Raw genomic sequence first — 19,480 nt, forward strand, 5'->3', positions numbered from 1 at the left:
CCAATGCACTCATCCCCTATGGTTGCGCGAGGGCTTTTGACGATATATCGTTGATGCATCACCGATAAGCCTGAGGAGGCTGACATGCAGAACTTTGATTTCGGACACCGCGGTTCCCGCAGGGACCGATTCGCGCACCAGCGGACGGGCCGCCCAGAGGGCGCGCACCGTCACGGGCACCGTCGCGGCCCGTTCGGTCCGGACGGAGATCCCGGATTCGGTCCGGGTATGGCGTTCGGCCGAGGCCGGGGCCGCGGTGGCAGGGGGCGACGCGGTGATGTCCGTTCGGCGATCCTCCTGCTGCTCGCGGAGGAACCGATGCACGGGTACGAGCTCATCCAGCAGATCGTCGACCGGAGTGGTGGGGTGTGGAAGCCCAGCCCCGGATCGATTTACCCCGCACTGTCGCAGCTCGAGGACGAGGGGCTCGTTCTCATCGAGAAGGTCGCGGGACGCAAGACCGCTCGTCTGACCGAGGAAGGGAAGGCGTTCGTCGAGGCGAACACCGCAGAGCTCGGCACCCCCTGGGACGACGTCCGCGAGAGTGTCGGCCGGCCGGCCGAAGACCTGCGCGGCCTGATCGGGCAGCTCATGGGCGCGGCAGGGCAGGTTGCCGCTGTGGGAAATGAGGATCAGATCCGGCGAGCCGGAGAAATTCTCACCGAAACCCGGCGTGCGTTGTACCGGCTTCTCGCGGAGGACGAACAGGACTCCGGCGACACGAAGAGCGCCGACTCCTAGCGACACACCGCGCGTAGGGTCCCACTCTCGTCGCGACACCACGGGCACACTCTGGGAAAGTTCACAGGGAATATCCGCGGTGTCGGGGAGAGATCATGAACCTTCGAGGTGTTGTCACGGTCGCTGCTTGTGTTGCCTTGCTGTTTTCCGCCGGGCCGACCACAGCCCAGGCCGAAGACGTTCAGGCGTCGGGACTCGAAGTGCCCGCGGGTGTCGGGGTCCCGCAGAGCGCGCGCAGCGCGGCCGCCGCGTACGCGGAAGCGCATCCGGGCAGCGCTCCCGCCGGATCGAACGATTTCTCCTGTACGCCCGCGCCCGAGCATCCCGAGCCCGTCGTTCTCGCGCATGGCACCGACGCCAGCGCCTACACCGACTGGGCGGCGTTGTCTCCCTTGCTCGCGGCGGACGGATACTGCGTCTTCGCCCTCAATTACGGCGGCAAACCCGGCGCCGACACGTACGGCACCGAAGACATCGTCGACAGTGCCGGAGAATTCGGCCGATTCGTCGCTCAGGTCCGCGAGTCGACGGGTGCGGAAAAAGTCGACGTGGTCGGATACTCGCAAGGAGCGAATGTCAGCAGGTACTACGTGAACAAGCTCGGTGGTGCGCGCTTCGTCGACCAGTGGGTAGGGCTCGCTTCGCCCAGTTACGGCGGTGTGATGTTCGGGCTCGCCCCGATGTTCCAGGCGCTCCCCGGTGGGCCGGACGTGGTCACCGAGCTCACCTCTGTGGCGGTCGGTCAGCAGATGCAGGGGTCGCCGTTCATGACCGAACTGAATGCCGGCGGCGACACGGTTCCCGGTGTCTCCTACACCACCGTCAGCTCGCGCTACGACGAAATGATCCAGCCGTATTCCAACATGGCGCTGCACGGCGACGGGGCGGTGAACCTCGTCATCCAGGACCTGTGTCCGCAGGACGGGTCGGGGCATTTCCGGGCACCGTACGATTCGTTCGCGTTGGATCTCATCCGAACGGCTCTGGACCCCAACGCCATTCCGAATGCGCGATGCGAGTTCGTTCCGATCGGCGCGGACATTCCCCAGGTAGTCGTCGACAGCAACTTCTGAAATCGCAGACGCGAGTGTGGCCTGTCGCCGGGGATCACCGGCGGCCTTGCGCGTTGAGTCGTGCCGCCTGTCGCGTGAGGTGGTCGCGTTCGGCGAGGCTGGACGCCGATCGGGCAGCGTCCGCGTAGAGCCGTGCAGCGGTCACCGGGTCACCATCCCGCTCGTGGAGGTATGCCGCGACGGCGGCGTACCGGGGCAGGCGTGCCGCGACATTTCCTGGAGCCCGCCGGTTTGTCGTGGTTGCGCATCGCAGTGTCATCGTGAGGCGCGCGACTCCCTAGACTGGTCGTCACACCGTCGACCCAAGGGGAGCTTTTTCGTGAGTATCGTTTCGGCCCGCACCGCGGTCCGTCGTCAGCTGTGTGGGTCGCCGACGTGCGCCTAGTCTTCGCCGGTACACCCGAACCCGCTGTGCCGTCTCTCGAGCGACTCATCCGTTCCGCCCGTCACGAGGTGGTCGCCGTGATCACGCGGCCGGACGCGGTGGCCGGGCGAGGGCGGAAGGTAGTCCGATCGCCGATCGGTGCCCTTGCGGACGCGCACGGTATCGAGGTGCTCACGCCCGAGCGACCCTCCGATCCGGAGTTCCTCGCGCGACTGACCGACCTGGCACCCGAGTGTGCTCCCGTCGTCGCCTACGGTGCGTTGCTTCCGCAGAAGGTGCTGGACATTCCGGCCCTCGGCTGGGTCAACCTGCACTTCTCGCTGCTGCCCGCCTGGCGGGGTGCGGCGCCGGTGCAGGCGGCGATCGCCTCCGGCGACGACATGACGGGCGCCAGCGCCTTCCGGCTCGAGGCTGGAATGGACACGGGACCGGTGTACGGGGTCGTGACCGAGCGAATCCGCGCTACCGATACCGCAGGTGACCTTCTCGGCCGATTGGCCGACAGCGGGGCGGTTCTCCTCGAATCCGTTCTCGACGGACTGGCGGACGGCACGATCACCGCGGTTCCGCAGCCAGGGGACGGCGTCTCGTATGCACCCAAGGTGACGGTGGAGGAAGCCCGAATCCGTTGGGACAGAACAGCTGTGGTGATCGATCGGCATGTCCGCTCGGTGACACCCGCACCGGGAGCATGGACGACGATCGGGGACGTTCGCGTCAAGGTCGGCCCGCTCACCCTCACCGACGACAGGCTCGAGCCCGGAGAAATCTCCGTGACCAAGAGCGACTTCCTCGTCGGAACCTCCACGGTGGCAGTCCGGCTGGACCGGATCCAACCTCAAGGAAAAAAACAGATGTCCGCTCTCGACTGGGCGCGGGGCGCACGACTCGACGCGAAGGTACGGGCACAGTGAGCGACTCGAGAAGACCCGCACGCGGCAAGAGGGCAGGAACAGGCGCGAGCAACAATCGGCCGCGCCAGGCGCGTCGGCCCGATGCCGCCCAAGCGGGTCTGGATCAGCCTCGGCTCGCTGCGCGTGACGTGTTGCGGGCAGTGCGTGAACGGGACGCCTACGCGAACCTGGTCCTCCCCGGACTGCTGCGGGAACGGCGACTCGACGGCCGGGACGCCGCGCTGGCCACCGAATTGGCCTACGGTGCGGCGCGAGCGCGGGGACTGCTGGACGCGGTCATCGCGGACTGTGCGGGCCGCCCGATCGAGGAGGTCGACGGCCCGCTGTTGGATGTGCTCCAGCTGGGCGCCTACCAGCTTCTCCGTACGCGGGTGGCCCCGCACGCCGCCGTCGCAACCTCTGTCGACCTCGTCCGCGCAGAGGCGGGTCCGGGCAAGGCCGGGTTCGTCAACGCCGTGTTGCGCAGGGTGTCGGAGCGGTCGGAAGCGGAGTGGGTGGAGCGGTTGGCGCCGTCCGACCCGATCGGGCGGCTGGCCTTCCAGCATGCGCACCCGGCCTGGATCGCGCAGGTGTTCGCGGATGCGCTGGGGCCCGACGCCGGCGAACTCGAGGATGTCCTGATCGCCGACGATTCCCGTCCGGCCGTTCACCTCGTCGCGCGTCCGGGTGAGATTTCGGCGGAAGAACTGGCTCTGGTCACCGGGGGAGAGGTCGGCCGGTACTCGCCGTATGCGGTGTATCTCGACGGTGGCGACCCGGGCCAGCTCGACGCTGTGCGCGAGGGTTTGGCCGGTGTGCAGGACGAGGGTAGTCAGCTGGTGGCCCGAGCACTCGCCCTGGCCCCACTCGAGGGAGCGGACGGCGGGCGCTGGCTCGATCTCTGTGCCGGACCCGGTGGTAAAGCCGCGCTGCTCGGCGCACTCGCAGGTATCGAGGGCGGGCGACTCGATGCGGTGGAGCCGGTGGCGCACCGCGCCGACCTCATTCGTAAGACGACGCGGGAACTCCCGGTCGACGTGCATGTCGCGGACGGGCGCGATCCCGGGCTTGCCGGTGGTTACGACCGGATCCTGGTCGACGCGCCGTGCACCGGTCTCGGTGCCCTGCGGCGCCGCCCCGAGGCACGCTGGCGTCGGCAGCCGTCCGATGTGGCCGGTCTGGCGAAACTGCAGCGGGAACTGCTCGCCTCGGCGCTGGGGTTGGTGCGCCCGGGTGGTGTCGTCGTGTATTCCACGTGTTCTCCGCACCTGTCGGAGACAGTGGCGGTGGTGGCGGATGCGGTACGCCGCTATGGCGCGACAGCGCTCGACACGAGGGCGCTGGTCCCGGGCGTTCCGGGACTCGGTGACGGTACGAGTGTGCAGCTGTGGCCGCACCGCCACGGCACCGACGCGATGTTCCTCGCTGCGCTGCGGAAGCCGATGGAGTGACCGTAATCAGACGCTCGTTCAGATAACTAGAACCTGTTCCCATTCGTGCTAAAACGTGTTCTACTTTTCTCGCGACGAAGGTCGTCTGTCACAAGCGAGTGGAGGACTCACGATGAATCGGGTAGCGGGGAAAGTAGTTCTGATCACCGGCGCAGCACGGGGGCAGGGTCGCAGTCATGCCGTCCACCTCGCCGACGAGGGCGCCGACATCATCGCCTTCGACCTCTGCGAGGACATTGCATCGAACGGGTATCCCCTCGCGACGCCGGCCGATCTGGAAGAGACCGGGAAGCTCGTCGAGAAGGCGGGACGTCGCGTGGTCACGGCGAAGGTCGACGTGCGTGATCGCGCGGCGCTGAAACGGGAACTCGACGCCGCCGTCGCCAGACTCGGGCGGCTCGACGTGGTGGTGGCCAACGCGGGTATCGCCCCACTCGGCAACGATGTGCCGGTCGAAGGATTCGTGGACGCATTCGACGTCGACTTCGTGGGTGTGGTCAACACCATCCACGTCGCTCTGCCGCATCTCGGTGGTGGCGCGTCGATCATCGCCACCGGTTCGGTGGCCGGCCTCGTCCCCCAGACCGGCCTCAACGGTCAGCAGGCTCTCCAGGGGCCGGGCGGAGACGGATACGGTCTGGCCAAGAAGATGCTGCAGACATACACGCATTCGCTGGCGCTCACCCTGGGCCCGAAGTCCATCCGCGTCAACGCCATCCATCCCACCAACTGCAACACGGACATGCTCCAGAGCCCGCCGATGTTCCGCACGTTCCGGCCCGACCTCGAGAACCCGACGGCCGAAGACGCGAAGGTGACGTTCCCCTTCATGCAGGCGATGCCGACGCCGTGGGTGGAGCCCGAGGATATTTCCCACGCGGTGGTATACCTCTCGTCCGACGAGTCGCGGTTCGTCACCGGACAGCAGCTCCGGGTCGACGCGGGAGCGGGTCTCAAGCTGGGGGTCTGAGTCTGCGTACCGGATTTCGCGCCTGCGGCGCACCGCGCCCTACGATCGCCGCGGACTTGGCGATCGGGGACGGTCGGCCTGCTTGCGGAGCTGAGCAGAGGCCTTGATCCGCCAGGCATCCTGCAGAAGCTCGGTGAGTTGGTCGAGGTCGACCTCGGCGAGACGGACCAGAATCGCGCCGTACCCGTCGTAGTGGGGGGTGGTGTAGAAGGCGTTTCCCTCCTCGAGGAGAGCGGCCTTCTCGTCGAGACCGCACACCACCATGAGCCCGCCGTCGGACTCCGTGCGGTGTCTCGCGATCAGCTTGCCCGCCACCTTCAGCGCCGGGGTCCGGTAGGACGTGCTTTCCTCCACTGCGGGAAGTGACCGCCCGATGTCCACCACGTCCGCCCAGGTCGCCATGCCCCCAAGTATGACGGAATCGTGACGGCGGGCGACGACGTTTCTCGCGGGGTCCGACCGTGTGGTCCGAGACGTTTCCGCGTGCGACTAAACTCCGGCGCGTGGCAACCCCGATGATCGCACCGTCCATCCTGTCTGCAGATTTTGCTCGTCTCGCCGAGGAGGCGACCGCGGTCGCCGGTGCCGACTGGCTTCACGTCGACGTGATGGACGCGCATTTCGTCCCGAACCTCACGCTCGGTCTTCCCGTGGTGAAGAGCCTGCTCGCGGCGACGGACATTCCGCTCGACTGCCACCTCATGATCGACGACCCGGGACGCTGGGCACCGCCCTACGCCGAAGCCGGCGCACACAATGTGACCTTCCACGCCGAAGCCACCGACGACCCGCGGTCGGTGGCCCGCGACATTCGGGCGGCCGGCGCGAAAGCCGGACTCAGTGTGAAGCCGGGAACGCCGATCGAGCCCTACCTGGAAATTCTGAAAGATTTCGACACACTTCTCGTCATGAGTGTGGAGCCCGGATTCGGCGGACAGTCCTTCATCCCGGAGGTGTTGTCCAAGGCGAAGGCCGTACGCCGTCTGGTCGACTCGGGCGAGCTGACGCTGATCGTGGAGATCGACGGCGGCATCAACGCCGACACTGTCGAGGCCGCCGCCGAGGCGGGAGTCGACTGCTTCGTCGCCGGGTCCGCCGTCTACGGCGCCTCCGATCCCGCCGAAGCGGTGCAGGCGCTCCGAGCCAGTGCGGCCAAAGCCTCTCCGCACCTGAGCATCTCGCGGTAACGGCCCAGCCGCGCCGTGAACGTGCCCCACGAGAATTCCGCCGCAGACCTCGACGCCGCGATGCTGATCGCCATCGGCGCCGCGGAGTCGGCGCGTGGTTTCACCAGCCCAAACCCCGCGGTCGGTGCTGTCGTGCTCGACGCCGGCGGGCGTATCGCCGGGGTGGGAATGACCCAGCCCCCGGGCGGTCCACACGCCGAGGTCGTGGCGTTGCGGGAGGCGGGTGACGCGGCGCGCGGAGGCACGGTCGTGGTCACTCTGGAACCGTGTAACCACCACGGCCGCACGGGGCCCTGCTCCACCGCGCTGATCGAGGCTGGGGTCGTGGCCGTCCACTATGCGGTGGCCGATCCCAACCCCGAGGCAGCCGGTGGCGCCGAAACTCTCGCGGCCGCCGGCGTCGCCGTCGCCTCCGGACTGCGCGCCCAGGAAGTCGAGCGCGGGCCGCTCCGGGCCTGGCTGCACCGGCAACGCACCGGCCGGCCGCACATCACCTGGAAATACGCGGCGACCCTCGATGGCCGTAGTGCCGCAGCCGATGGAACCAGCAAGTGGATCACCGGTCCCGACGCCCGGGCGCGGGTCCACGCCGACCGCGCGAAGCTCGATGCGATCGTGGTCGGCACGGGGACCGTGCTCGCCGACGACCCCCGGCTGACGGCTCGGCTGCCCGACGGGTCCCTCGCGGCCCACCAACCGCTGCGCGTGGTCGTGGGCCGGAGCGAGCTTCCGCCGCGCGCTCGGGTTCTCGACGACTCGGCGCCCACGCTGCTGCTCCGCACTCACGATGTGAACGACGTCGTCGCCGCCCTCGCCGAGTACACCGACGTTCTGCTCGAAGGCGGGCCCCGGTTGGCGGGTGCCTTCCTTGCCGCAGGCCGGGTCGACCGGATCCAGGCCTACCTCGCTCCGCTGGTACTCGGTGCCGGCAGGCCTGCGGTGTCGGAGGCGGGGGTGTCCACGATCGACGGCGCACTGCGGTTCCACCACGAGTCCGTCGAAACAATCGGCCCCGATTTGTTGTTGAGTTTGATTCCGGCACCGCCGGAGCACCCGGCCTTGTCCAGCAAGCCCTGAATATCACTGTCAGCCCTGAAAACGAGGAGTAGCCACCGTGTTCACCGGAATCGTCGAAGAATTGGGTGAGGTCGTCGCCAAGGAAGAGCTGGCTGACGCCGCACGGTTCACCGTGCGCGGTCCGGTGGTCACTTCCGATGCGTCGCACGGAGACTCGATTGCCGTGAACGGCGTGTGCCTCACCGTCGTGGAAGTGCTCGCCGACGGGTCGTTCACGGCCGACGTCATGCAGGAGACCTTGAACCGGTCGAGTCTGCAGAAGATCGATGTCGGGAGCCGGGTCAACCTCGAGCGGGCGGCAGCGCTGAACAGCAGGCTCGGCGGTCACCTCGTTCAGGGGCACGTCGACGGTACCGGTCACATCATCAGCCGGAGCCCGTCCGACAACTGGGAAGTGGTGCGGATCGCTCTGCCCGACGCGATCTCGAAGTATGTAGTGGAGAAGGGATCGATCACGGTCGACGGGGTATCGCTGACCGTGTCGGCGCTCGGCGGGGAGCGCGGCGACGAGTATTTCGAAATCTCGCTGATCCCCACCACGCTGAACCTGACCACACTGGGAGGGGCGCCGGTCGGCACACCCGTCAATCTGGAGGTCGACGTGATCGCCAAGTATGTGGAGCGCCTGCAAGCCGCCGGCCGCTGAGTCGTACTGTTGAGAAGCATCCGACGGATGCGATTGCTGTATTCGAAGATGCGTAAGTCAAGACTTTGGAGACCGAGCACGTGACCAGGTTCGACAGTATCGAGCGCGCCGTTGCGGATATCGCCGCAGGCAAGGCTGTCGTCGTCGTCGACGACGAAGACCGGGAGAACGAGGGAGACCTCATCTTCGCGGCGGAGAAGGCCACCCCCGAGTTGGTTGCCTTCATGGTTCGATACACCTCCGGCTACCTGTGTGTGCCCCTCGACGGTGCGGACTGCGATCGGCTGGGTCTGCCCCCGATGTACGCCACCAATCAGGACAAGCACGGCACGGCGTACACGGTGACCGTCGACGCCCGTGAGGGCATCGGAACCGGGATCTCCGCATCCGACCGCGCCGCCACCATGCGGTTGCTCGCCGACCCGTCCAGCGGAGCCCAGGACTTCACCCGTCCCGGCCACGTCGTGCCGCTGCGCGCCAAGGAGGGCGGGGTGCTGCGCCGCCCCGGCCACACCGAGGCCGCCGTCGACCTGGCCCGGATGGCCGACCTCCGGCCGGCGGGCGTGATCTGCGAGATCGTCAGCCAGAAGGACGAGGGCCACATGGCCCAGACCGACGAGTTGCGGGTCTTCGCCGACGACCACAATCTCGCGCTGATCTCCATCGCCGATCTCATCGCATGGCGCCGCAAACACGAAAAGCATGTCGAACGGGTCGCGGCCGCACGGATCCCCACCCGGCACGGCGAGTTCACCGCCGTCGGATACCGGAGCATCTACGACGACGTCGAGCACGTCGCGCTCGTCCGCGGCGACCTGCCGGGTCCCGACGGCGACGGCAGCGACGTCCTCGTGCGGGTGCACTCGGAGTGCCTCACCGGTGACGTGTTCGGGTCACTGCGCTGCGACTGCGGTCCCCAGCTCGACGCGGCGCTCGACATGGTGGCGCAGGAAGGTCGCGGCGTGGTGCTCTACATGCGGGGGCACGAAGGTCGTGGCATCGGACTGATGCACAAGCTGCAGGCCTACCAGTTGCAGGACGCCGGGTCGGACACCGTCGACGCCAACCTCGAGCTGGGTCTGCCGGCAGATGCCCGCGACTATGGGATCGGTGCGCAGATCCTGGTCGATCTCGGCATCTCGTCGATGCGGTTGCTCACGAACAATCCGGCCAAGCGGGTCGGTCTCGACGGTTATGGCCTCCAGATCACCGAGCGTGTCTCGATGCCGCTGCGCGCGAACGCCGAGAACCTGACGTATCTGCGCACCAAGCGCGACCGGATGGGGCACGACCTGATCGGGCTCGACGACTTCGAAGCGGGAGAACTGCTGTGAGTGGGGAAGGTCTGCCCGACCTGCAACTCGGTGAGGCTCAGGACCTCGAGCTGGCGATCGTGGCGGGAAGCTGGCACGCGGAGATCTCGGAGGCGTTGATCGCCGGTGCACAGCGGGTCGCCGCGGACGCGAAGGTGAAGAAGGTCACCCTGGTGCGCGTGGCCGGTGCGATCGAACTGCCGGTGGTGGCCCAGGAACTGGCCCGCACTCATGACGCCGTGGTCGCCCTCGGTGTCGTGATCCGCGGCGGTACCCCGCACTTCGAGTACGTCTGCGACGCGGTGACCGCCGGCCTGACGAGGGTGTCCCTCGACGAGAGCACTCCCGTCGGCAACGGTGTTCTCACCACCGATACCGAACAGCAGGCGATCGACCGCAGCGGCCTGCCCGGTGCGGTGGAGGACAAGGGCGGGCAGGCGTGCGCTGCGGCGCTCGACACTGCGGTCACCCTGGCGCGCCTGCGCCGGGAACGAACGGAAGATGCGCTCGCATGACCTCCTCGGAAACCGAGTGGCAGTTCGTCTCGCGACCACGCAAGTCGAGTCGGTACGCGATCGGCGTGGCGATTCTCATGGTCGTCCTTCACGTGACGTTCGCCATTCTCCTGCGCGGTGACTCGACGGGCGTCTACTTCCGGCTCGCGGATCAGGTGGCCTTCGTCGGCATCGGGTGTCTGCTCGCCGGGGCGGTGCTTCTGCTCACACGTCCGCGGTTGCGCGTCGGCCCCCGCGGCATCGCTGTCCGCAACGTTCTGGGCGAACGGATCGTCGACTGGGACCTGTACGAGGGACTCTCGTTTCCCGACGGCGCGGCATGGGCGCGGATAGAACTCCCCGACGACGAATACGTTCCCGTGATGGCGATCCAGTCGAACGACCGCGACTACGCGGTGGACGCCGTGCACCGCTTCCGCGACCTCGTGTCGGAGTACGCACCGTCCTGACGGGCCGGCCTGTTACAGCCGTCGCGGATGCGGGGTTGGTCGGTGGCGCCGACTAACGTGGAGGGGTGCCCGATCCTTCGACATATCGCCCCGCGACCGGAACGATTCCGGTGGCGCCGGGGGTATACAAGTTCCGCGATCCGCACGGCCGGGTCATCTACGTGGGGAAGGCGAAGAGTCTTCGTTCGCGGTTGAACTCCTACTTCGCCGACGTCACGACGCTGCATCCGCGTACCCGTCAGATGGTCACCACTGCTGGCAGCGTCGAGTGGACCGTGGTGAGCACCGAGGTGGAGGCACTCCAGCTCGAATACAACTGGATCAAGGAATTCGATCCGCGGTTCAACGTCCGGTACCGCGACGACAAGACCTACCCGGTGCTCGCGGTCACGTTGAACGAGGAGTTCCCGCGGTTGTTCGTCTACCGCGGTCCGCGTCGTAAAGGGGTGCGGTATTTCGGTCCCTACTCCCACGCCTGGGCTATCCGCGAAACCCTGGATCTGCTGCTGCGCGTGTTCCCGGCCCGGACCTGTTCGGCCGGGGTGTTCAAGCGGCACAACCAGATTGGCAGGCCCTGTCTGCTCGGCTATATCGACAAGTGCTCGGCGCCCTGTGTGGGGCGCGTGTCGGCGGCGGAACACCGGCAGATCGTGGAGGACTTCTGCGACTTCCTGTCCGGCCGCACCGACAAGCTGGTCCGCGAGCTCGAGGCACGCATGCAGAAGGCGTCCGAAGAGCTGGACTTCGAGTTGGCGGCGCGGCTGCGTGACGATGTCGGCGCGCTACGGCGGGCACTCGAGAAGCAGGCGGTGGTGCTCGGCGACGGCACCGATGCCGACCTCGTCGCCTTCGCGACCGACGAACTCGAAGCGGCGGTCCAGGTGTTCCACGTGCGCGGGGGCCGGGTCCGCGGGCAGCGCGGCTGGGTGGTCGAGAAAGCTGGAGACGTCATCGACTGGGCAACGGTCGATTCCGAGGCAGGCTCGGACCTACCGCTTCTCGTCGAGCAGTTCCTCACTCAGTTCTACGGCGAGCAGGCGGCGTTGGCGGGCGGCGCCGACGGCGAGAGTGAAAGCAACGGCGTCCCGCGAGAGGTGCTCGTCCCGGTACTGCCACACGACACCGAGCAGGTGCAGGAGTGGCTGAGCGGGTTGCGTGGATCAGGAGTCCGGGTGCGAGTGCCGCAGCGCGGCGACAAGAAGGCCCTCGCCGAGACGGTGCAGCGCAATGCGCAGGAGGCGCTGGCGCAACACAAGCTGCGACGCGCTGGTGACTTCACCTCCCGGTCGGCTGCACTGCAGGGCATCCAGGAGGCTCTCGATCTGGATTCCGCGCCCCTGCGCATCGAGTGTGTCGACATCAGCCATGTGCAGGGCACGGACGTCGTGGCATCACTCGTCGTCTTCGAGGACGGCTTGCCCCGCAAGTCCGACTACCGCCACTACGCGATCAAGGAGGCCGCCGGCGATGGCCGCTCCGACGACGTCGCGAGCATCGCCGAGGTCACCCGTCGGCGTTTCCTGCGGCACAACCGCGACGTCGGTGTGCTGAGGGCGGAGGCCGAGGCGGCGGGTGAAGGCTCCGAAGGCGGCGATCTCGCACCCGAGGCGGCGATCGATCCTCAGACGGGGCGTCCGCGACGCTTTGCATACCCGCCCAACCTTTTCGTGGTGGACGGGGGTGCGCCGCAGGTGGCGGCCGCATCCGCTGTTCTCGAGGAACTCGGGATCACCGATGTCGCGGTGATCGGGCTTGCCAAGCGACTCGAAGAGGTCTGGGTACCCGGGGAGGAGGATCCGGTGATCCTGCCCCGGACCAGTGAGTCCCTGTATCTCCTGCAGAGGGTGCGGGACGAAGCGCACCGATTCGCCATCACCTTCCACCGCAGCAAGCGCTCGCGGCGGATGACGGCATCGGCGCTCGACTCCGTACGCGGTCTCGGCGATACCCGCCGCAAGGCGCTGGTCACCCATTTCGGCTCCGTCGCCCGCCTCAAGCAGGCCACTGTCGAGGAGATCACGGCGGTGCCCGGGATCGGCACGACCACGGCCAAGGCCGTCCTCAGCGCCCTCGGGGCCGGGGAACCGTCTGCGGCGGTGGCGGGAGTGGGGGATGATGAACCCGATCGCAACGGAACCGGCAGCACAGAAGAGAACGGCGCAGACATCCGGCACGACACGGCAGCACAGCAGGACCCGGCAGCAGAGCAGGAGCCGCCGGCACAGCGCGACACAGTAGGGCTACACGCTTCGCAACGGACAGGTGTCGAGTGAACGATCAGCACGCGCAGAGCGACCGTCCACCCACGGTTCGGCCGATGGACTTCCTTCTCGTCACCGGGCTATCGGGGGCGGGATTGCAAACCGCCGCGAAGGTTCTCGAAGACCTCGGGTGGTACGTCGCCGACAATCTGCCACCGGAACTGATCTCCCGCATGGTGGATCTGAGTCTGGAATCCGATTCGCGACTCGAACGCCTCGCGGTGGTCATCGACGTGCGCAGCAGGCTGTTCACCGGAGACCTCGGCTGGGTTCTCACCGAGCTGGAGTGCAAGCCGGTGCACACCCGGGTGCTGTACCTCGATGCGTCCGACGAGGTGTTGGTGCGCCGCTTCGAGCAGGTGCGGCGAAGTCATCCGCTGTCCGGGGGCGGCGCCCAGGGCACCCTGTCCGAGGGCATCGCCGCCGAGCGCGACCAACTCGCCAAGGTCAAGGCCGCCGCGGATCTGGTGATCGACACCTCGTCCCTCGCCGCGCACCAGCTGAGGCAGAAGATCGAAGACGCCTTCGGGGACGCCGAGCACCGAACGATGCAGGTGACGGTCCAGTCGTTCGGTTTCAAGTACGGTCTTCCGATGGACGCGGACCTGGTCTGCGACGTCCGGTTTCTTCCCAATCCGCACTGGATCCCCGAACTGCGTCCGCACACGGGACAGAGCCCGGACGTGCGGGACTACGTGTTGTCGCAGGACGGCGCGGACGACTATCTGACCACCTATCACCATCTGCTGGATCTGACGATCGCGGGATATCGTCGGGAGGGGAAGCGTTACATGACCATCGCGGTGGGTTGCACCGGCGGTAAGCATCGCAGTGTTGCGATGTCCGAGGCCTTGGCAGGCCGGCTCGGAAAGGACTCCGGGCTCGGCGTGCGTGTCGTTCACCGTGATCTGGGGCGCGAATGACGGCGGAGCACGCCTACCCCGCAGTGGTCGCGCTCGGCGGAGGTCATGGGCTTTTCGCCACGCTGAGTGCGGCGCGCCGGCTCAGCCGGAACGTCACCGCCGTCGTCACCGTCGCGGACGACGGGGGTTCGTCGGGTCGCCTGCGCGCGGAACTGGGCGTCATCCCGCCCGGAGATCTTCGGATGGCGCTGGCGGCGCTCGCAGCGGACGACCCGGACGTGCAGGACTGGACGGACACCATCCAGCACCGGTTCGGGGGTATCGGCGCTCTGGCCGGGCATTCGGTGGGAAATCTCATGCTGGCCGGCCTGACCGAAGTCCTCGGCGACCCCGTTGCCGCTTTGGACGAACTCGCCCGGCTGCTCCGCATCGACGGCCGGGTGCTGCCGATGTCGCCGATCGCCCTCGATATCGAAGCCGACGTGCAAGGCCTCGAGGCCGACCCGCGAGTCAGCCGCTGCATCCGCGGGCAGGTCGCGGTCGCGACCACCCCGGGCAAGGTGCGCCGCGTTCGGTTGCTGCCCGCGAACCCACCGGCATGTCCCGACGCGGTGCGAGCGATCGAGGCCGCCGACATGGTGGTCCTCGGTCCGGGATCGTGGTTTTCCAGTGTCATCCCGCACGTCCTGGTACCCGAACTTCTCGACACCCTGATCGCGACCGTCGCCCGGAAGGTGCTGGTGCTCAACCTCGCACCGGAGCCCGGTGAGACCGCAGGTTTCTCCACGGAACGGCACTTACACGTGCTGTCCCGGCACGCACCGGGGCTCACTGTCGACTTCGTGGTCGTCGATTCCGCGTCCGTCCCCCCGGGCCGGGAACGCGAGCATCTCGACCGCGCCGCGGAGCAGTTCCGGGCCCGCGTCGTCTACGCCGACGTGTCGGAACACGGCACCCACACGCACCATGCAGGCAAACTTGCGTCCGTTCTCGAACAGCTCTGGAGCGGCCCCGACCCGGGGTCTCGGGGGAGCGTTGTGGCCGGGACACCAGAGGAAAGGGAGAGCGCTTCGTGGCAATGACAGCAGAGGTCAAAGACGAACTCAGTCGTCTCGTCGTCACTCATGTGAGTTGCCGGAAGGCCGAGGTTTCGTCGCTGCTGCGGTTCGCCGGGGGATTGCACATCGTCGGTGGCCGTGTGGTGGTGGAGGCCGAAGTTGACCTCGGCTCCACGGCTCGGCGACTGCGCCGGGAAATTTTCGACCTGTTCACCTACAGCGCCGACGTCCATGTCCTCAGCGCCGGGGGACTCCGGAAGTCATCGCGGTACATCGTGCGTGTTGCGAAGGAGGGTGAGGCCCTCGCCCGTCAGACCGGGCTCCTCGACCTGCGGGGACGTCCGGTGCGCGGTCTGCCGGCCCAGGTCGTCGGCGGCAGTGTCGCCGATGCGGAGGCGGCCTGGCGAGGTGCGTTCCTCGCGCACGGCTCGCTCACCGAACCGGGACGATCCTCGGCACTCGAAGTCAGCTGCCCCGGTCCGGAGGCCGCGCTCGCGCTCGTCGGCGCTGCTCGCCGGCTCGGGATCTCGGCGAAAGCGCGAGAAGTCCGCGGCACCGACCGTGTCGTCATTCGTGACGGTGAGGCCATCGGGGCTCTGCTCACGCGGATGGGGGCGCAGGACACCCGCCTCGTGTGGGAAGAACGCCGGATGCGCCGTGAGGTTCGGGCCACCGCTAACCGGCTGGCCAACTTCGACGACGCGAACCTGCGGCGCTCCGCCCGTGCGGCAGTGGCAGCCGCAGCCCGCGTCGAGCGGGCCCTCCAGATTTTGGGCGACGAGGTGCCGGACCACCTGGCGGCGGCCGGGCATCTGCGCGTCGAGCACCGGCAGGCGTCGCTGGAAGAGCTCGGCCAGCTCGCCGACCCCCCGATGACGAAGGACGCTGTCGCAGGGCGGATTCGGCGTCTTTTGTCCATGGCGGACCGCAAAGCCAAGGAAACCGGGATCCCCGACACCGAGTCGGCGGTCACCGCAGACCTTCTCGACGACGCGTAAGCTGTCCGGCCCGCATGCCGGAGTGCGGGACTGTGCTGGGCGTGGGTGAAGTGCGCGCCGGGCGATCCTGAGCACTAGGGTAAGAAACACATCGACCGATGGACCCTCGCGCCCAGCCATGCACACATGGATTCGAGTGGTGCGGGAGCAGCAGAGCTGTACACCAGAATCATGCGCAAAGGAGCAGATTGTGACTGTCCGGGTAGGCGTAAACGGTTTCGGCCGTATCGGGCGTAACTTCTTCAGGGCGGTGGATGCGCAGAAGGCGCTCGGAACCACCGACATCGAGATTGTGGCGGTCAACGACCTCACGGACAACGCAACGCTCGCGCATCTCCTGAAGTACGACTCCATCCTGGGTCGTCTTCCGCACGACGTCTCGCTCGAAGGCGAAGACACGATCGTGGTCGGAAGCCAGAAGATCAAGGCTCTCGCGATCAAGGAAGGTCCCGCGGCACTTCCGTGGGGTGACCTGGGCGTCGACGTCGTCGTCGAGTCCACCGGTATCTTCACCGACGCCGCGAAGGCGAAGGGTCACCTCGACGCCGGCGCCAAGAAGGTCATCATCTCCGCCCCGGCCAAGGGCGAGGACATCACCATCGTGATGGGCGTCAACGACGACAAGTACGACGGCAGCCAGAACATCATCTCCAACGCCTCGTGCACCACCAACTGCCTCGGGCCCATCGCCAAGGTGCTCGACGACGAGTTCGGCATCGTCAAGGGCCTCATGACCACGGTCCACGCCTATACCCAGGACCAGAACCTGCAGGACGGCCCGCACAGCGACCTGCGTCGGGCCCGCGCCGCCGCTCTCAACGTGGTTCCCACCGGTACCGGTGCGGCCAAGGCCATCGGCCTCGTGCTCCCGCAGCTCCTCGGCAAGCTGGACGGCTACGCGCTGCGCGTGCCGATCCCCACGGGTTCGGTCACCGACCTGACCGCAAACCTGAAGAAGTCGGCGAGCGTCGAGGACATCAACGCCGCGATGAAGGCTGCGGCCGAGGGACCGCTCAAGGGCATCCTCAAGTACACCGACGCGCCGATCGTGTCCTCCGACATCGTCACCGATCCGCACTCCTCGATCTTCGATTCGGGACTCACCAAGGTCATCGAGGATCAGGCGAAGGTCGTGTCCTGGTACGACAACGAGTGGGGCTACTCCAACCGCCTGGCCGACCTCATCGGTCTCGTCGCCAAATCTCTCTGAGCAAAGGTCCGATAACAGTGGCAGTTCAGACTCTCCAGGATTTGCTGAACGCTGGGGTGGAAGGCCGCACCGTGCTGGTGCGCTCCGACCTCAACGTTCCGCTCGACGGTGACAAGATCACCGATCCCGGCCGCATCATCGCGTCCGCCCCCACGTTGAAGGCGTTGGCGGAAGCCGGGGCCAAGGTCATCGTCACCGCCCACCTGGGCCGTCCCGACGGCAAGCCCGATCCGAAGTTCTCGCTCGCACCCGTGGCAGTGAAGCTGGCGGAGGTGCTCGGCCGCAACGTCCAGCTCGCCGGGGACGTCGTCGGCCAGGACGCTCTGGCCCGCTCCGAGGGTCTCACGGACGGCGACGTGCTCCTGCTCGAGAACATCCGCTTCGACGCGCGCGAGACGAGCAAGGACGAGGCGGAGCGCACCAAGCTCGCCGCGGCGCTCGTCGAGCTCGTCGGAGACGACGGTGCTTTCGTCTCCGACGGCTTCGGTGTCGTGCATCGCGCGCAGGCGTCCGTCTACGACGTGGCCAAGTTGCTTCCGCATTACGCGGGCACACTCGTCGCCGCCGAGGTCGAGGTGCTCGGCAAGCTGACCCAGGCCGCCGAACGGCCGTACGCGGTGGTGCTCGGCGGGTCGAAGGTGTCGGACAAGCTGGCGGTGATCGAGGCACTGGCCCCCAAGGTCGACACCCTCGTCATCGGTGGCGGCATGTTCTACACGTTCCTGGCCGCGCAGGGCGTCTCGGTCGGCAACTCGCTGTGCGAGGAGTCCATGATCGAGACGTGCAAGGGGCTACTCGACCGGTACGCCGACGTCATTCACATCCCGCAGGACGTGGTGATCGCGGACTCCTTCTCGGCGGATGCCGAGTCCAAGACCGTGTCGGTGCTCGAGATCCCGGACGGCTGGATGGGCCTCGACATCGGACCGCAGTCGGTGCGCCGATTCGCGGCGATCCTCACCAGCGCGAAGACGGTGTTCTGGAACGGCCCGATGGGTGTGTTCGAGTTCGAGAAGTTCTCTGCGGGCACCAAGGGTGTTGCCGAGGCCATCATCGAGGCCACCGGCAAGGGCGCCTTCAGCGTCGTCGGTGGCGGCGACTCCGCGGCCGCGGTGCGTCAGCTGGATCTACCCGAGGACGGCTTCTCGCATATCTCGACTGGTGGTGGAGCCTCTCTCGAATATCTCGAGGGCAAGGAACTGCCCGGCATCTCGGTTCTGGAGGGCTGATGGCGCGCAAGCCGCTGATCGCCGGCAACTGGAAGATGAATCTGAACCATTTCGAGGCGATCGCGCTGGTTCAGAAGATTGCCTTCTCGCTGCCGGACAAGTATTTCGACAAGGTCGACGTGACGGTGCTCCCACCGTTCACCGACATCCGCAGTGTCCAAACCCTCGTCGAGGGTGACAAGCTCCTGCTCACCTACGGGGCGCAGGACGTGTCGGCGCACGACTCGGGTGCCTTCACCGGCGAGATCAGCGGTTCCATGCTGGCCAAGCTGGGGTGCACGTTCGTCGTCGTCGGACACTCCGAGCGTCGGACCCTGCACGGTGAGGACAACGACACCGTGCTGGCCAAGACCAAGGCAGCACTGAAGAACGGGCTCACCCCGATCGTCTGCATCGGTGAGGGCCTCAACATCCGTGAGGCCGGCGAGCACGTGGCGTACAACGTCGAACAGTTGCGGGGTTCGCTCGCCGGGCTGTCCGCCGAAGACGTCGCCAAGGTCGTCATTGCGTACGAGCCGGTGTGGGCCATCGGCACCGGCCGGGTCGCCAGTGCGTCGGACGCCCAGGAAGTCTGTGCTGCGGTCCGTGCCGCCCTCGGCGAACTGGCCACCCCTGCGGTGGCCTCCACGGTCCGTGTGCTCTACGGCGGAAGCGTCAACGCCAAGAACGTCGGCGAGATCGTCGGGCAGTCCGATGTGGACGGCGCCCTCGTGGGCGGCGCTTCACTCAAGGCCGACGAGTTCGCGACGCTGTCGGCGATCGCTGCCGGCGGCCCCCTGCCCTGAGGCGCCTCCGGCGCTCGTGCGCCTTTCTGGTAGCCACCGCTACCAGAAACGCGCACGAGCGCGGAGCGCCTGTAGGGTGTACGAGGTCGTAGTTGTTGCTACTCGATGGGTGGACGTAGACAGACATGGAACTGTTCCTGGATATCTTGCTGGTTGCCACCAGCTTGCTGCTGATTCTGTTGGTGCTCCTGCACCGCGGTAAGGGCGGCGGGTTGTCCAGCCTCTTCGGCGGCGGCGTCCAGTCGAGCCTGTCCGGTTCCACCGTGGTCGAGAAGAACCTCGACCGGCTCACCGTCTTCACCGGTCTGATCTGGCTGATCTCGATCATCGGCATCGGCCTGGAGATCAAGTTCGGCTGATCAGCCGTCACCATGCG

General features: G+C 67.2%; 20 protein-coding genes and 1 pseudogene. 19 read left to right on the forward strand and 2 right to left on the reverse strand.

The features are described from left to right. The first annotated feature begins 84 nt into the window (after nt 1-84). Nucleotides 85-741 carry a PadR family transcriptional regulator gene (locus R4P95_RS09680; RefSeq protein WP_213571970.1) on the forward strand — a complete coding sequence of 219 codons (657 nt, stop codon included), beginning with the start codon at nt 85-87 and terminating at the stop codon, nt 739-741. A gap of 95 nt (nt 742-836) precedes the next feature. Further along, nucleotides 837-1,814: an esterase/lipase family protein gene (locus R4P95_RS09685; protein WP_317744995.1), complete on the forward strand. Its 978-nt coding sequence runs from the start codon at nt 837-839 to the stop codon at nt 1,812-1,814. A 34-nt stretch (nt 1,815-1,848) separates the two neighbouring features. Here R4P95_RS09685 and R4P95_RS09690 read toward each other — a convergent pair. Further along, a pseudogene (locus tag R4P95_RS09690) lies at nt 1,849-2,016 on the reverse strand (RNA polymerase subunit sigma-24); the annotation flags it as partial. Nucleotides 2,017-2,189: 173 nt separating this feature from the next. On the opposite strand from R4P95_RS09690, the gene fmt reads away from it, so the two are divergent. From fmt to R4P95_RS09705, 3 genes are all read left to right on the forward strand, one after another. After that, nucleotides 2,190-3,113, forward strand: coding sequence for a methionyl-tRNA formyltransferase (fmt, locus tag R4P95_RS09695; RefSeq protein ID WP_213571972.1), 924 nt, complete (start codon nt 2,190-2,192; stop codon nt 3,111-3,113). Continuing rightward, nucleotides 3,110-4,543, forward strand: a complete 1,434-nt coding sequence (locus R4P95_RS09700) for an RsmB/NOP family class I SAM-dependent RNA methyltransferase (RefSeq protein ID WP_317744994.1) — start codon at nt 3,110-3,112, stop codon at nt 4,541-4,543. Before fmt ends, R4P95_RS09700 begins: the two co-directional genes overlap by 4 nt. A 112-nt stretch (nt 4,544-4,655) precedes the next feature. After that, on the forward strand, nt 4,656-5,513 hold the full coding sequence (locus R4P95_RS09705; RefSeq protein ID WP_159922667.1) for a mycofactocin-coupled SDR family oxidoreductase: 858 nt from the start codon (nt 4,656-4,658) through the stop codon (nt 5,511-5,513). Nucleotides 5,514-5,552: 39 nt separating this feature from the next. Here the strand turns inward: R4P95_RS09705 and R4P95_RS09710 are convergent, their stop codons facing one another. Further along, a complete protein-coding gene (locus R4P95_RS09710) occupies nt 5,553-5,915 on the reverse strand; it encodes an MmcQ/YjbR family DNA-binding protein (protein ID WP_213571974.1) in 363 nt (120 codons plus the stop codon). Nucleotides 5,916-6,016: 101 nt separating this feature from the next. Between R4P95_RS09710 and rpe the strand changes: the two genes are divergently transcribed. From rpe to secG, 14 genes are all read left to right on the forward strand, one after another. Then, a complete protein-coding gene (gene rpe / locus R4P95_RS09715; protein WP_109335134.1) occupies nt 6,017-6,700 on the forward strand; it encodes a ribulose-phosphate 3-epimerase in 684 nt (227 codons plus the stop codon). A gap of 21 nt (nt 6,701-6,721) precedes the next feature. Next, complete coding sequence (ribD, locus tag R4P95_RS09720) at nt 6,722-7,777, forward strand: bifunctional diaminohydroxyphosphoribosylaminopyrimidine deaminase/5-amino-6-(5-phosphoribosylamino)uracil reductase RibD (RefSeq protein WP_317745131.1); 1,056 nt, start codon at nt 6,722-6,724, stop codon at nt 7,775-7,777. Between the two features lie 37 nt (nt 7,778-7,814). Beyond that, entirely contained in the window at nt 7,815-8,423 is a 609-nt protein-coding gene (locus R4P95_RS09725; RefSeq protein ID WP_317744993.1) for a riboflavin synthase, read from the forward strand. A gap of 80 nt (nt 8,424-8,503) precedes the next feature. After that, on the forward strand, nt 8,504-9,757 hold the full coding sequence (locus R4P95_RS09730) for a bifunctional 3,4-dihydroxy-2-butanone-4-phosphate synthase/GTP cyclohydrolase II (RefSeq protein ID WP_109335132.1): 1,254 nt from the start codon (nt 8,504-8,506) through the stop codon (nt 9,755-9,757). Beyond that, on the forward strand, nt 9,754-10,251 hold the full coding sequence (gene ribH, locus R4P95_RS09735; RefSeq protein ID WP_213571976.1) for a 6,7-dimethyl-8-ribityllumazine synthase: 498 nt from the start codon (nt 9,754-9,756) through the stop codon (nt 10,249-10,251). Before R4P95_RS09730 ends, ribH begins: the two co-directional genes overlap by 4 nt. Beyond that, nucleotides 10,248-10,700 (forward strand): PH domain-containing protein, encoded by a 453-nt coding sequence (locus R4P95_RS09740; RefSeq protein WP_109330248.1) that lies wholly within the window; start codon nt 10,248-10,250, stop codon nt 10,698-10,700. Before ribH ends, R4P95_RS09740 begins: the two co-directional genes overlap by 4 nt. Nucleotides 10,701-10,765: 65 nt before the next feature. Continuing rightward, nucleotides 10,766-12,973 (forward strand): excinuclease ABC subunit UvrC, encoded by a 2,208-nt coding sequence (gene uvrC, locus R4P95_RS09745; protein ID WP_249353721.1) that lies wholly within the window; start codon nt 10,766-10,768, stop codon nt 12,971-12,973. A 44-nt stretch (nt 12,974-13,017) separates the two neighbouring features. Further along, nucleotides 13,018-13,884, forward strand: a complete 867-nt coding sequence (gene rapZ, locus R4P95_RS09750; RefSeq protein ID WP_213577963.1) for an RNase adapter RapZ — start codon at nt 13,018-13,020, stop codon at nt 13,882-13,884. After that, nucleotides 13,881-14,906 carry a uridine diphosphate-N-acetylglucosamine-binding protein YvcK gene (locus tag R4P95_RS09755; RefSeq protein ID WP_213571977.1) on the forward strand — a complete coding sequence of 342 codons (1,026 nt, stop codon included), beginning with the start codon at nt 13,881-13,883 and terminating at the stop codon, nt 14,904-14,906. The genes rapZ and R4P95_RS09755 overlap by 4 nt, the downstream gene beginning before the upstream one ends. Next, nucleotides 14,903-15,880: a DNA-binding protein WhiA gene (gene whiA / locus R4P95_RS09760; protein WP_201453625.1), complete on the forward strand. Its 978-nt coding sequence runs from the start codon at nt 14,903-14,905 to the stop codon at nt 15,878-15,880. Before R4P95_RS09755 ends, whiA begins: the two co-directional genes overlap by 4 nt. Before the next feature lie 190 nt (nt 15,881-16,070). Continuing rightward, a complete protein-coding gene (gap, locus tag R4P95_RS09765; protein ID WP_109330240.1) occupies nt 16,071-17,090 on the forward strand; it encodes a type I glyceraldehyde-3-phosphate dehydrogenase in 1,020 nt (339 codons plus the stop codon). 17 nt (nt 17,091-17,107) lie between these two features. Beyond that, on the forward strand, nt 17,108-18,319 hold the full coding sequence (locus R4P95_RS09770) for a phosphoglycerate kinase (protein WP_213571978.1): 1,212 nt from the start codon (nt 17,108-17,110) through the stop codon (nt 18,317-18,319). After that, entirely contained in the window at nt 18,319-19,104 is a 786-nt protein-coding gene (gene tpiA / locus R4P95_RS09775; RefSeq protein ID WP_109330236.1) for a triose-phosphate isomerase, read from the forward strand. The genes R4P95_RS09770 and tpiA overlap by 1 nt, the downstream gene beginning before the upstream one ends. A 125-nt stretch (nt 19,105-19,229) precedes the next feature. Further along, a complete protein-coding gene (gene secG, locus R4P95_RS09780; RefSeq protein WP_109330234.1) occupies nt 19,230-19,463 on the forward strand; it encodes a preprotein translocase subunit SecG in 234 nt (77 codons plus the stop codon). Nucleotides 19,464-19,480 lie beyond the last annotated feature (17 nt).

Origin of the sequence: Rhodococcus sp. IEGM 27 (genome assembly GCF_033142305.1) — a bacterium.
Taxonomy (GTDB): domain Bacteria; phylum Actinomycetota; class Actinomycetes; order Mycobacteriales; family Mycobacteriaceae; genus Rhodococcus_F; species Rhodococcus_F oxybenzonivorans.